Source organism: Desulfobacula sp., from assembly GCF_030145145.1.
GTDB lineage: Bacteria > Desulfobacterota > Desulfobacteria > Desulfobacterales > Desulfobacteraceae > Desulfobacula.
This window is the reverse complement of record NZ_JAQYWD010000073.1, coordinates 1-13670: the sequence shown is the minus strand read 5'-3', so window position 1 is coordinate 13670 and position 13670 is coordinate 1. Positions and strand designations below refer to the sequence as shown.

11 protein-coding genes are annotated in these 13670 nt (G+C 42.9%); all 11 read right to left on the bottom strand.

What is annotated here, in order from left to right; genetic code table 11:
* Positions 1-134 precede the first annotated feature (134 nt).
* Positions 135-575: a VOC family protein gene (locus Q1Q15_RS24885; RefSeq protein WP_300465384.1), complete on the bottom strand. Its 441-nt coding sequence runs from the start codon at positions 573-575 to the stop codon at positions 135-137.
* A gap of 9 nt (positions 576-584) precedes the next feature.
* The gene (locus tag Q1Q15_RS24880) at positions 585-1730 is read right to left on the bottom strand and encodes a thiolase family protein (RefSeq protein ID WP_300465382.1); all 1146 of its coding nucleotides are present in this window, start codon (positions 1728-1730) and stop codon (positions 585-587) included.
* Between the two features lie 27 nt (positions 1731-1757).
* A complete protein-coding gene (locus Q1Q15_RS24875; protein WP_300465379.1) occupies positions 1758-2204 on the bottom strand; it encodes an OB-fold domain-containing protein in 447 nt (148 codons plus the stop codon).
* Between the two features lie 73 nt (positions 2205-2277).
* A complete protein-coding gene (locus tag Q1Q15_RS24870) occupies positions 2278-3876 on the bottom strand; it encodes an AMP-binding protein (protein ID WP_300465377.1) in 1599 nt (532 codons plus the stop codon).
* A gap of 183 nt (positions 3877-4059) precedes the next feature.
* Positions 4060-5103, bottom strand: a complete 1044-nt coding sequence (locus tag Q1Q15_RS24865) for an alcohol dehydrogenase catalytic domain-containing protein (protein WP_300465375.1) — start codon at positions 5101-5103, stop codon at positions 4060-4062.
* A gap of 58 nt (positions 5104-5161) precedes the next feature.
* Positions 5162-7234 carry a hydantoinase B/oxoprolinase family protein gene (locus Q1Q15_RS24860; RefSeq protein ID WP_300465373.1) on the bottom strand — a complete coding sequence of 691 codons (2073 nt, stop codon included), beginning with the start codon at positions 7232-7234 and terminating at the stop codon, positions 5162-5164.
* A gap of 36 nt (positions 7235-7270) precedes the next feature.
* Complete coding sequence (locus Q1Q15_RS24855; RefSeq protein WP_300465371.1) at positions 7271-9409, bottom strand: hydantoinase/oxoprolinase family protein; 2139 nt, start codon at positions 9407-9409, stop codon at positions 7271-7273.
* A 24-nt stretch (positions 9410-9433) separates the two neighbouring features.
* Positions 9434-10378 (bottom strand): uroporphyrinogen decarboxylase family protein, encoded by a 945-nt coding sequence (locus tag Q1Q15_RS24850; RefSeq protein ID WP_300465386.1) that lies wholly within the window; start codon positions 10376-10378, stop codon positions 9434-9436.
* A gap of 1 nt (position 10379) precedes the next feature.
* On the bottom strand, positions 10380-10709 hold the full coding sequence (locus Q1Q15_RS24845; protein ID WP_300465369.1) for an acetone carboxylase subunit gamma: 330 nt from the start codon (positions 10707-10709) through the stop codon (positions 10380-10382).
* A 2-nt stretch (positions 10710-10711) separates the two neighbouring features.
* On the bottom strand, positions 10712-12748 hold the full coding sequence (locus Q1Q15_RS24840; protein WP_300465367.1) for a hydantoinase/oxoprolinase family protein: 2037 nt from the start codon (positions 12746-12748) through the stop codon (positions 10712-10714).
* 54 nt (positions 12749-12802) lie between these two features.
* On the bottom strand, positions 12803-13408 hold the full coding sequence (locus tag Q1Q15_RS24835) for a TetR family transcriptional regulator (RefSeq protein WP_300465365.1): 606 nt from the start codon (positions 13406-13408) through the stop codon (positions 12803-12805).
* Between the last annotated feature and the right edge of the window lie 262 nt (positions 13409-13670).

The following is a 13670-nucleotide window of genomic DNA, read 5'->3' as shown; positions in this document are numbered from 1 at the left end:
GTTTGGACGAAAAGTTGCCCATATGCAAGGCGTAAGAAACTCTGAAACCGGAGTGTACTAATGTACATGAGGATTTCAGAGTTTTGCAGCAACGCAGCAGATGGGTGAGTTTTCGTTCAAACACTAAGTATTTTTCATAGCTCTATAAACTCTAAAGTCATGCAATGCTCTATTCTAATACAAAAGGCTCTTATTTTATCACCATCAGGGCTTTGCATCTCCAGACAAAGACTCAAAGGACTCCAGCCTTTTTTATTCAACCGCTTGTGCAATTTGTCCAGGTTCTGTACCTCAAGGCTTAATCCCATATTGCCCGCATTACCGAACCGGACCTTTGAAGTTTTGATAACAGGATTGATAAGACGAGATAATTCAATGGCCACATCATTATCAGGACTTGTCAAGTAGGCCAGTTCACACTCAAGATCTGGTATTCCCAACAGAGCTGAAAGCTTTTTCCCCTTTGCTGATGGGATATGCCAGGTAAGCTTGAAACCCAGAATGTCCTGGAAAAGAAATATGGTTCGCTCCATGTCACTTATAAAAATGGATATATGATGAACTTTTATACTCATAATTATCTCCTACACAGATAAAATGGCAACCGTGCATGATTTTGTATCTCCTGATTTATCACCGCCCATGCAATGGGCCAGGCCGATTTTAGCACCTTCAACCTGACGAGGGCCTGCCTCATTTCGCAATTGTGTAACAATCTCACCTATCTGTGCAACCCCTGTGGCTCCCACTGGATGACCCCGGCTTAAAAGCCCACCAGACACATTCACCGGTTTTTTTCCTCCCAATCTGCTGTGGCCTTCTTCAAGAAATCGTATACCCTCGCCTGGATCACAGAGGCCAAGGGCCTCATAATGAAGAATCTCCGAGATGGTAAATGCATCGTGACACTCAAACACATCTATATCCTGAGATCCGATCCCGGCCTTTTCATAGGCAAGGTTGCAACCCCTTGTATCCGTTTCCCACAAGATCATATCCTGGTTATTTCCATAACTGCCTGTGCATAAAATAGCAGATTCTATATTCACTGACCGATTCATTTGTTTTGCAATGTTTTCAGAGCATAGGATCACTGCAGCGGCACCATCGGCAATGGGACAGCACTGGAAGCGGGTCAAAGGGTCAACAATCATCGGGGAATCCATTACCATATCTATAGAAATCGGGTCTTTAAATTGTGCATTAGGATTCAGTCGTGCATGTTGCCGGTTTTTAACAGCCACCTGTGCCAGTTGCTCAGGTTTACAGTCATACTCATCCATATACCGGATTGCCCGCATGGCAAAACTGGCAGGTGCAATCAGGCCAAGCTGGGTATCCAGTTCAGTTTCACCTGAATTGATAAGACCGAATTCCGGCACGCACATTTTTTCAGCACCAATCACCATGGCAATTTCAACCTGATTGGCAGCAACCATGTTATACGCAAGATAAAAAGCAGAAGACCCAGACGTACAGGCATTTTCCACATTTACAACAGGAATTTTATTAATGCCAAGCTCCCAAAACACATTCTGACCAATGGTACTGTCTCCGAATAACCTTCCTGCCAGGCCATTTGCAAAAAAACCTGCTTGAATTTTTGAAGGGTCGATACCAGCATCCTTTAGTGCCAAATAACCGACTTTTGCCCCCATATCAATAATACTTTTTCCACTATGTTTTCCAAAAGGGATAATTCCAACCCCTGTCACAGATGCTACGGCCATGGTAAATTCCTTTTTAAATTTGCAGGTTTAAATCATAGTGTGTTCATTTTCCGGTTCAAGAATAAAACAGGGGCGAAGGCGTGGTGATCCCTGACTGTCTGTTCCTAAAGATTTAACGGATAATACCACACGGGCACCTATTTTTAACTGGTCAAGTGCTTCGGGGTCAAACAGGCCAAAAACCCTTAATTTTGTTTTGATAAGATCAATATAACCGATAGCATATGGACTGGGCAAATCAAAAAGCGGAGGGGTTCTGACCACTGTAAAGCTGTAGATTGTTCCTTTATTTCCAATGGGTCTTGTCTGGATGTTGCCCAAACATTTTGGGCAGTAACCCGGCTTGGGGAAAAAGTAATCATTGCAGCCTGAACAAAATCCACCCAGCAAATCAGGCGGGTTGCTCTTGTAAGGCGGTTGCGTGAATATATTTTTAGCAAAGGGTAAAATCATATTATCTGCATTGGTATCCATTTTTTACAATTCTCCATATCAACAAACTAAATATCAGGGCTTTCCTTTTAAGAAGAGGCCTTAAACCGTTACCTCACCGCTTTAATTCATAATTTTGTTTTTCCCTGTCCCATGTGTCCTGGGTGATGCCTTCATCCCGCAGCCGGGCTTTTAAAATTTTCTGTGTTTTTGTTTTTGGCAATTCATCCATAATCCTGACAAACCGGGGGACCATAAAATAAGCCATGCGTTTCTGGCAATAATCAAGCAGAGAGTCCGGAGTTAAGCTGGGATTATTTTTAAGTTTGATGCATACCAGCACTTCATCTTCCGTCATTTCAGATTTAACACCGATTGCTGCAGATTCCAGCACTGCCGGGTTGGAGTTAATCACTTTTTCAACTTCATGGGAGCTTATGTTCTCACCCCTTCTTCTCAAGGCATCTTTTTTCCTGTCCACAAAATTAAAAAATCCATCTTGATCAGCAACCAGATAATCGCCTGTGTTAAACCAAAGGTCTTTCCATGCTTCTACCGTTTTTTCAGGCATGTTGTAATATCCAAGAAGCATGGTAAACGGCTCTTTGTTTCTGAGAAGAAGCTCACCGGGGATACCGGGTGTCACTTCAATTCCAAAATCATCAACAAGTTTAACCTGGCATCCATATACAGGTTTTCCGCAGGTTCCTTTTTTACGGGATTTCATGGTGTTGAGCAAAGGCAATCCAATTTCACTCATGCCATATCCTTCAAGAAGAGTGACCCCGAAACGGTTTTCAACCGCATCAAAAAGGTCAGGCGGACATCCGCCGCCAAACATGATCCGCAAAGGATTATCCGCATCATCTGGTTTTGGATCAGCCTTGAGCAGGATGGGAAGGATTCCCCCGATATAATTAAATTCCGTGCAGCCATATTTTTTTACGTCAGGCCAGAACCTGCTTGCTGAAAATCTTGGAGATATGACCATTTTTGCCCCACTCATAAGCGCCGGCATGGTGGATAAAAACTGTGCGTTCCCGTGAAAAAGAGGCAGGGTATTATAAAGACAGTCATCTTCGGTATATTCACAACACTCCATACAGACTTTCCCCATGAAAAGGGCATAGTTTTGTGGCATTAAAGACCCTTTTGAAGGCCCTGTTGTTCCGGATGTAAAAATAATTGCAAAGGGGTCAGATAAAAGAACTTCTGTTTTTTGAAACACACCGTCATTCTCAATTTCAGTGTGATAATCAAAGGTTGTTTTATTCAAATGGGGCACCAGGGTGTTATCATCATTAAGAACCACTATTTTTTCCATACCCGGCACATCTTTTAAAACAGGCACCACTCTATCCAGATAGCTTGATTCTACCACCATCAAACAGCATTGGGCCGTATCGATCATATGGACTAAAAGGTCACCTTTGTGTGCCGTATTAATAGGGACCTCTATGGCGCCAAGCTTGCTTAACCCGAACCACAGAAAAAGGAATTCCGGCCGGTTATCCATGATGATAGCCACCTTGTCCCCTTTTCGAATCCCAAGGGATTGAAGTCCTTTGGCCACTTTATCGGATTCTCTATCCAGGTCCGAATAGGTAAAACTTTGATCTTGAAAATAAAAAAAGTCCTGTGACCCACATTTTTTAACCTTCTCTTTTAGAGCACCGTGAATATTCATCTTATGGGATAGATTTTCGAATGTCATAATTTGTATCCTTAATAGGCAATTTTATAATTATTTTCCGGTAACCCGGTTAGCAGTAATATTATCAGTGTGTTATGATTCCCATCCATTAATTGTTCAGACGTTTTATTTTCATGAACGTTATCCCGGGCATTTGGACGCGACGGAAAAAAGTTTTTCCATATGTTATTTTCTGGGAATGGTTTAAGGTTCCAGCAGCACTTTTATGCAACGATCCTTATGGTTTTCGAATAATTCATATGCATCAAGCGCCTGATCAAGGGAAAACGTATGCGAAATAAGCGGGCTCAAATCTACCTTCCCGGATTCCAAGAGGGACATGAGCTGGTCCATCCTGGAAAGATTGCCAAGCCCCATGCTCAATCGCACACCATAATAAGCCAGGTCATTCAGTGGAAATTCCACTGCTGTGGGGAAAAGGCCAACCACAGACACCATCCCGCCCCGGCGGACTGATTTCAGTGCCAGCTGAAACGTGTCCGGACTGCCAATGGCTTCAATGGCCACATCTGTTCCTTCTCCTCCGGTAGCCTCTCTTATCTGCTCCACAACATTACCCTGCCGGGCATCAATAGGTATGGCGCCGTAATGTTCAGCCAGAGCCAGGCGATTGTCGAGCATGTCCACACAAAAAATTTGCCGGGGGCCAAACTGCCAGGCCGACACAAGTGCACCCAAGGCGATCGGACCACATCCGAAGATGACCAATGTGTCTCCCATTTGAATTTTTCCTTCATAGGCTGCATGATACCCTGTGCTGAAAACGTCGCCGACAAACACGGCCTGATCGTCCGGTACATTGTCCGGAATACGCGTGAGACATGTGTCAGCATAAGGGACTCGGACATAAGAGGTCTGGGCGCCAGCAAGACCTTTCCCGAAAATTTCACCACCGCCCCAAACGCCGCCGTTTACACAATATTGGACCTCACCTCTCTTACATGAACGACAGATCCCACACCAGGTTGCTGCCGGAACGGCCACCCGTTGACCCGGTTTGAACCGTGTGACTTCTGAACCTGTTTCTTCCAACACCCCCACGAACTCATGGCCGATGATGGTCCCCGGAGCGATGCCAGGGATGAGGCCGTGCTTGGCATGGATATCTGAACCGCATATCGCGGCTTTCGTGACCTTAACGATCACATCGTTATTTTTCAAAAGCTTAGGTTCATGGACCTCTTCTATTTTAAATTGATTTTCGGCCTGTAAAACGACAGCTTTCATGCTTCATGTCTCCATTTATTATTTTATAAATAATTATTGTCAAACCCGGCGTTTGGCGCTACATTCCCGGAGGGCCAGGAGGCGGGCCTTCGCTTGGATTAGGGTAGGCACCATAGTATTTTAATGCTTCCTCAGGGGGTCTAAGCGTTAACCACTCAGCTTCAAATTCGTCGTATGGTTTACCAAGATTCAGCCTTTCTTCCCTTGCTTGAGATCGAATTTCTTTGGTTTTCTTTTTATCCAGGCGCAAGGTTTTTTCATCATAAGCAATTTTATACACATTTTTTGCAATCCAATGGGTAGTCATATTATTTTTCAAATCATTGATTACATCTTCTGGGTCACGTTCCTGGGAATCACCATATCCTGCTCCGCCGCCAACCGGCACATAAAATGTGTCGCCGTTCATCATCGGCCTTATGGGCATTGTGACATGATGATATTCATCAGCACCCGCCTCAGGGTTTTCATCTTCGTAAAGTTTGTCCATGGTATTTGGAAGTGCTGAGTTGCTTTCTCCCAAAAGTTGTTTCATGTTGCTGTTTCCAATGGTTCGAATAAATATGGGTGGCACAGCATACCCCCCGAATATTCCCAGTGTGGAAGGAAAGTTTGACCCATAGCCAAAAGAGCCCATGGCAACCCAGGGGACATGGTGCATCATCATACCAAAGCCCACCCCGGCGCCACCGCGAAACTTGCCATGGCCATAGGAATTTTTAAAATAATTCCGGAACAAATAAAGAAATGGGCGATCCGATTCCGTGGTTTCCACATCAGAACAATCACTCATGGTGGCAAAATAAGCACCGGCGCCATCCACACCATCCATATCCGGTCTGGCCCCGGCACCGGTGGCATTTATCTCCGGCGTAATATCGGCAATGGGCTCATTCCACTGGTTAACACCACCATATATGGGGACACCAAACCCTTGATACCATGCAGCAACGGCACGAAGGGAATCAAGATGATACGTCATACGGGCACCGGCCAGGAACATGCCATGGGCAAAACAGGTCTGGGTAAATGGAGAGATTGAAGTTGGCACATCTCCTTTGGCATTGATGAGAGAATTTTCAGGAAATTCCCAGTCCAGCACCTCTAAAAGCCCGTTGTTTGCAGGCAGATCATGCAAAAACCATCCGCAAAAATAGACCATGGAAAGTCCTATAATTCCCTGGAAAAATGTATTCAACGGTTTATCCGGAAGCATTGGCGTTGTATCTTTAAAACTGAATTTTATCTTATCTTTCTTTTTGGTCAATGTAATATTGATTTTAGTAAGGGCTGTTTCGGGACCCACGGTATCCATAAATCTGGGTTGACGGAACACACCATCATTGAGTTGACTTACCTTCTTTTTAGCAGCGTCAGCTGTGACGGATAAGATTCTTCTCAAAGCACCTTGAAAAAATTCAATCCCTTTTTGATCAATCAATTCCACAATTCTTCTTTGGGCGATACGGCAGGCAGCAAGTCGGGCCTTGATATCTAAAATCATTGTCCGCGGATCACGATTCATCGCTGAAAACATGGCCAGAATATCTTCTTTTAAAGCATAATTTTCCCCAATTTTCATGGGGGGAGCCAATAATCCTTCATCATATTTTGATCGGGCACTTCCTACCATCCCACCGGGTTCACTTCCACCACTTTCACCGGTGTGCACCACAGCGCCAGTGAAACAAACCAGTTTGTCTTTATAAAAAACAGGCACACAAAGGCCCATATCAGCCCCATGTACACCACCATAAAAAGGGTCGTTCCAGAAAAAAGCATCCCCTTCTTTAACGCCGACTGACGGTTCATCAATCCAGTGCTTGACGATATATTTTACAGGGATCTGACCGAGAACGGCATGGAACCAGATGCCCGTGGCCACAACAGACAGATCTCCAAGACCGGTATAAACGCCAAAGGCGACATCACCCCAGCGCATTCCAGAAGACGCCCCAAGTTTCATGGTTGTCTCTTTGCCTTCCTGGGCAATCATGTTCATTTTATGCTGAAATATTTCAAAATCCACATCATTAATTTTATCTTGCGCCTCTGATTCCAAAGAAGTCATTGGTTCAGGTTTAAGCCGTTGAACAACCTCTTCATCTCTACCGTATGTCACTAAGCTCATGATATATCTCCTAAATTTTTAAACGTCTTATCAAACTTAAATCCGGTCCAGAATTGTGTTGTGGAAAGCATCCAGGCTGAACTGCCATTCCGGCTCAATCACATATGTTGTATCCTTCGCCTCAATGAGTGCCGGGCCAGTTATCTTGTTCCCGGCTTCAAGTTTTGAAAAGGCAAACACAGGGGTATCTATAAAGTCTGATTTGGAACTCCAATATGCCGGTCTTGTTGAAATCAAAGATGAATCAGAAGGGTTTTCCCCTTTTAACTCAAATTGTTGAATCGTTTGACCGATTGTTTCCACATAGGCGGTAAGAAAGAAACTTTCAACATTGATTCCTCCCATGGGAAACGTGGCTTCCGGTGTATAGATCGCTGCATATAGTTCAGTGAATTTATCACAAATCTCTTTAAAGTCTTGATCTGACGCTATATTGATATGCGGGGATACAATCCTTGTTAAATTGTACTGCATACCATACCGCATGTCCAATTCCAGCCGAAGTTTGATTTGATCTTCTTCAAACCCTTCAAGCCTTAGATCCCGGATTGCATTGTCCTTTAATGTATTGACGACGTCATTAAAATTGTCAAAATCCTGGGAATACGATTGTGTATTCCATTGGAAAATTTTCATACTCCTTGATTTTTCCCAGACCTGCTGACAATTGACAGTTGATGCACCATAGGCTCCGAAAATCGGCGAGTAATTTGGGACGATAACCTTATCAACCTGTAAATAAGGGGCAAACCCACATACATGAGTTGCACCGGCACCGCCACAGGCAAAAAGAATAAACCCCCGTGGATCGTGCCCTTTAAGTGCCACTTCATTAAAAACTTCCTGGCCCATTCGGGCATCCACTATTTTCCGTATGCGAATGGCGGCCTCAATGGTATCGATTCCTAAAGGATCAGCAATATGTTCTTTAATGGCCTGGTGACTTAAATCCGGGTCCAGAAGCATTTTGCCACCCAAATAGTTGTCTGGATTCAAATATCCTAAAACCATATCCGCATCTGTTACAGTCGGCAGTGTTCCCCCTTGATCATAGCAGGCAGGACCAGGCATTGATCCGGCAGAATGGGGCCCGACCTCAAGACTGTTGTCCATAAGTTCATTCACCCAGGCGATGGAACCGCCTCCTGCGCCAATGGATTTTACCTCAATTGCCGGAATATTTGTTCTCCATCGGTCAATGACCGGTATAAAATCATAGGTTTTTAACCTGCCCCCTGTAATAACCCCTATATCAAAAGAGGTTCCGCCCATATCCGTGAAAATAATATTGTCAGCCTGATATACCTGGCCAATTGTCAGGGCGCCATGAAGTCCGGCAACAGGCCCGGCATTATGGGTCAAAATGGCCCTTGTGCGGGATACTTTTTTCATACCGCCTGTATTATGTACCAGCACCAAAGGCTTTTTATATCCGCCGTCCCTTAATTCAACCCCCAGCTTATTGAGTTCTGCAGCCATCACGCCATGGATATATGCATTGACTGTTGTTGTTATAAAACGGGTGTACTCAGCTGATTTTGGAGATACGTCGCTGGATAAGGTCACAGGCATGGAACCCAGAAAGTCTTCAGGATATTCCTCTTCAATAACCTCTTTTATCATCCTCTCATGATCAGGATTCATAAAAGACCATAAAAGACAGACAACAAACCCCATAGCTCCCCGGTCCACAAGAATTTGAAGTTTTTCCAATATCTCTTCTCTATTCAGGGGAGAAATGACATTGCCAAATGAATCAACCCTTTCTCTGACACCGACAATCATATCCCTGGAGATTAAAGGTTTCGGCTTATTGATACGGGCCATATCCTTGTTCTCCTTTGAAGATAATCCATCTGCCCAGCTTCGAGAACGCCCCAGCGATATGGTGTCCTCAAATCCTGCCGTGGTAATCATACCCAGTTTCGGTCCGGTTCTTTCAATAAGGGCATTGGTTCCAATGGTGGTGCTATAGCGAACGGAATCTGTATTATTCAAAAACTGGGTCATATTTTGACCATTCATTTTTGCAAGCGCTTTAATCCCTTTTAAAAAGCCGACAGATAAATCATAGTGGGTGGTTGGAAATTTGGTAAGATGTGTAGTGCCATCATCCTGACTGACAAAAAAATCAGTAAATGTGCCGCCTATATCTATATTGACTATCATACTCATAAAATATTTCCTTTTAAGATTATGTTACAAGTTAGAAATTTCACTTACCAGGGCATGAAGATCATCAAGATCGATATCACGCCCTGCTGCCCCTGAACTGGTGAAGAACAATCCGTGCTCTGGATTTTCACGATATAGCTCTAATCCTTTCCCTATAAGCGCCTTTGACGTTTCAATATCATCCAGGGGAAGACCAAGGCCAAGACCCTTTGTATCTTGTCCCAGACGCCAGAGCTCAGATGTCAATGGAAGATTTTTACTCAAAGAAGGGCCCAGAATATACATATCCATGTTAAGCTTTGCCAGCTCAGATACCGTTTCCGGCTGATAATCTTCTACATAAAGACCTATGGGTATATTATAGTAGGATGCTATGTTCTTAAGTGTATTGTAAAGCCGTCGATGACTTGTTTCAATCTTTGCCAAAGACAAAGATGCGCCCTCCATAAATATAAGTGCATCTGGTTTTGTTTCGCAACAAGCCTCGGTCATCTGCACCATCAATTGCTTGATTTTATTTATATTCAAGTTCGCATTTTCAAGACTGAGCTGTGCCGCCAGTGTATATGGGCCGGTTAAAGAAGTCATACAGGTTATGTTTTGCCGGCAGACGCTGAATGATCTTTTTGACACCTCTAAAGCAAGTTTCATAGGGGGGCTGTTTTGCGGTTCTTGATTGAACTCTCCTTGCATTGGGATGATTACAGGCTTGTCATTCTCCCAAAAAACGTCACACCCGCAAGCCATGGCTGCAATATTTGAATCAAAACCGGTTACGATACCATCAAACCCGAATAGTTGAGTTGCTTTAACAAGACTGTTTGCCCATAAAGAAGGATCTTGTGTCAAAGTTTCCATTGATTCATCTTCGATCCTTGATAACAGATCCCCGATAAAGGGAATGAAAACTGGTCGGGACAGGGGTTCATTATTTAAAAAGTCGTTAAAATGTTCCCTACCTGACTGCATATCATCCCTCCTGCCGTTTTTGTAAAGCATCAAGATCCAGTTGAATATCATGGGTAATGGGGTGACCAGGCGGTAGATATTCATTTTCTATCATGATACCGCATTTGGGGCAGTAAAACTCCAAAAGGCGGCAGTAGTCGGCATCCGGACTAAAACTATAGGCTTGGCCTTCAACAATAGGCGGATGAACCTGCTCAAAAGGTTTTTGTGCAACCAGACAGCCCTTTTTGTAGTTTTCGTTGGCATCGATCAAATAGTGTCCGCAACGCTGGCAAACCCATTTTTCATTTTTAAGGTCAACTTCCAGGTATTCAGTGATTCGGATTTTCATAATTATGATACCTCCTCTAAAATCATATTGTTATACTTATCCACGTAAAGCTCCCATTCCACTGGAATTAGAAGACTTGTCTGCTCTGATTCCACAAGACCGGGACCTGAAATCTGGTGGCCATTAGTTAAAAGCGATCTATCAAAAACAGGGATTTCCAAAGCATCCTGACCCGTTTGCAAAAAGACATTTCTATGACCTTTTTTGGCAACACTTGCATTATGCAATGCTGATTCTACTTCTTTAATTTCATAATGGGGGACCTTTGCTTTAGCCAGAAGACTTACCATGGTGAGCACCATGTTTTTCAACCCCTCAGGGCTTGATATATTTAGAAGTTTTCGGGCAGTTTCAACTGCATTTTCAACCTGTTCAGACGTTTTGTAAAAATCATATTCAACGGTAAATTTGACTTCATGATCCTGGCCCTCAGCTTTTACAAACAATTCCAAACCAAACGCTACCTCTTCAATTGAAAAGCCTTCACCACGCATATCCCTTCTTGCTTCTTTTTCCATAGCCAAAATGGACTCTTTTATTTTTGAAAGATCCGCATCTTCTTTAAATAAAATATCTGTTCTGGATGAATAAAAATGCCCCACATCCATATTGGATGAAGAAAATGCTGAAAAAACGGCTGAAAAAGGTGTGATAACAATTTTTTTCAAACCGGCAATTTTAGCGATATCACAACAATGGGCAGCACCTGCCCCTCCATAGACCACCAGCATGGGATTGTCATCTTCTTTTAGGCTGTCTTTGAGGTTGCCAACTTCCTTTCCCATTGCCTGATCAACACGTAATTTTATTTTGTGTGCAGCCTCTTCTACGGATATACCCAAAGGAGCGGCTATTTTCTGCTCAATTGCATCCTTTGCTTTTTCATAATTAAGCGCCATAGTTCCACCCAGAAAATAGTGTGGGTCTAAGATACCAAGCACTAAATCAGCATCGGTTACAGTGGGTTCGAAACCGCCAAGATCAAAACATACCGGGCCTGGTAATGCGCCGGCAGATTGGGGTCCTACTTGAAGTTGACCATCCGTTACACTTGCAATTGATCCTCCCCCTGCGCCGATGGCATTAATAACCATCATGGGAACGTTTATGGAAAAACTTTCCACATCAGGCTTCAATGTATAACTTTCCTGGCCATTATTCACAAAACCAATATCACAGGATGTTCCACCCATATCAGCCGAGATTAGATTTTTAGTGCCATACAGCTGCCCTATAAGACGAGCACCGGAAAGCCCTGCCACAGGACCTGAATTATACGTATTGATGGCACGGGTTTTAGCAACCCTTGCAACAGCGCCATTATTGTGAACAATAAACAGATGGTTATGATAAAATTTTTGCCTGAGATTTTCACTGGCCTTATACAAAAGTCTGGCCAGTTTATTATGAATATAGGCATTCAACACTGCTGCATTAATCCTTTCAGTGTTTCCTGATCTATGGGAGATATCTGAGGATAAAAACACAGGCACCGAACCTAAAAAATCTCTGGGGTATTCATTTTTAATTGTTTTTCTTACAAAGCGCTCATTTTGAGAATTGTATTCAGAGTTTGTAAACGCCACGACAAGACAGCGGGCACCTTTATCAATAAGGTCCTGGGCTGTAGTCATGATCGCTTTTTCATCCGGTATTTTAATCCTTTCTCCGGTTTGACTCACCTGTTCATCCAGTTCAACAACCATTTCAGACATTATTAAGGGAGATTTATCATCCTGACTATGGGTTGGCGCACAATCTCTATACCCTTGTGTAACAATCAAGCCAACCCGGCTTCCATCTCTCTGGATGATGGTATTTGTGCCAATAGTATTGGAAAAACGGATGATATCGGTTTCATACAAAAGATCTTCCACCAGGACATTGAAACGCTTTGCTCCCGCTTTTATACATTCCAAAAAACAGATGGTCAGGTCGTGAGGTGTCGTTGGTACCTTAATCGTTTCCACCCGGTCTTCAATTACAAAAAAACCGTCCGTAAAAGTACCTCCTGTGTCAATGTCGATCGTATAGCCCATGATCTTTTACCTCCTCTTAGGTTATGTGATTAGCTTGGCAGTAAAAACAATGTATCAACTATCAGATTCTATACCAGGGGGATTGCTTCCCAATATCCCATGTAAAATAAATGAAACAATTTCCCTTGAAACGTCTTCAAGGGTTAGTGAACCATCGGTTCGATACCAGCGCAATTGCCAGTTAATTATGCCAAGAATATTAAAAGCCGCAATGGTTGCACTTTTGCACTGCAAATAACCCGCTTTCTTTAGATCATTAAGTGCTTTTAAATGTATTTGTAAAATATCCGTTTGCGTCTGATTGTTTATTTTTATTCCTTCAGGCGACAGGTGTTCTTCATCCAGAAAAAAGATTTTTATTTCTTTTTTATAAAATTCTGACAATTGAATATGCGTCCTGATAAGCAATTTAAACCGTTCCAAAGGGTCCAGATCCATTTGAGGGATTTCACCCAGTTTTTCCACAAGACCTTTTGATGCGTGTTCCAAAACAGCTAAAAGCAGCCCTTCTTTATTTCCAAAGTAATGATAGATATTGGAGATACTCATATCCATCGCATTTGCGATATCTCTTATTGATGTACCCTTAAACCCTCTTGTAGAGAAGAGTTCAATAGCAACCGTCACCAATTTTTCTTTGTTTTTCAGATGTTCAGCCACGATTTCTCCTCAAATTAAAATTTACATATCGATCGTTCGATTTAAAAACAACATATCGATCGAACGATATGTTGTCAACAAGAAAAAATCACTTTTTTAATTTTTTTTATTTCAAAATCAAATTTTCTAAATAATTTCAGAGCTCCTGACATTAAGCTTCAAAAAGCCTTATTTTAAAGGGTTTTACTTGACTTTTGGGTAAAAATATCGTAGGTTAAGCTGCATCCAAAAAAGGAAAATATAATGCTTCAAACCTACATCC

Bases quoted from the DNA above. Each gene is read 5' to 3' on its own strand.
- Q1Q15_RS24885 (WP_300465384.1), bottom strand. From the start codon at position 575: ATGAGTATAAAAGTTCATCATATATCCATTTTTATAAGTGACATGGAG.
- Q1Q15_RS24880 (WP_300465382.1), bottom strand. From the start codon at position 1,730: ATGGCCGTAGCATCTGTGACAGGGGTTGGAATTATCCCTTTTGGAAAA.
- Q1Q15_RS24875 (WP_300465379.1), bottom strand. From the start codon at position 2,204: ATGGATACCAATGCAGATAATATGATTTTACCCTTTGCTAAAAATATA.
- Q1Q15_RS24870 (WP_300465377.1), bottom strand. From the start codon at position 3,876: ATGACATTCGAAAATCTATCCCATAAGATGAATATTCACGGTGCTCTA.
- Q1Q15_RS24865 (WP_300465375.1), bottom strand. From the start codon at position 5,103: ATGAAAGCTGTCGTTTTACAGGCCGAAAATCAATTTAAAATAGAAGAG.
- Q1Q15_RS24860 (WP_300465373.1), bottom strand. From the start codon at position 7,234: ATGAGCTTAGTGACATACGGTAGAGATGAAGAGGTTGTTCAACGGCTT.
- Q1Q15_RS24855 (WP_300465371.1), bottom strand. From the start codon at position 9,409: ATGAGTATGATAGTCAATATAGATATAGGCGGCACATTTACTGATTTT.
- Q1Q15_RS24850 (WP_300465386.1), bottom strand. From the start codon at position 10,378: ATGCAGTCAGGTAGGGAACATTTTAACGACTTTTTAAATAATGAACCC.
- Q1Q15_RS24845 (WP_300465369.1), bottom strand. From the start codon at position 10,709: ATGAAAATCCGAATCACTGAATACCTGGAAGTTGACCTTAAAAATGAA.
- Q1Q15_RS24840 (WP_300465367.1), bottom strand. From the start codon at position 12,748: ATGGGCTATACGATCGACATTGACACAGGAGGTACTTTTACGGACGGT.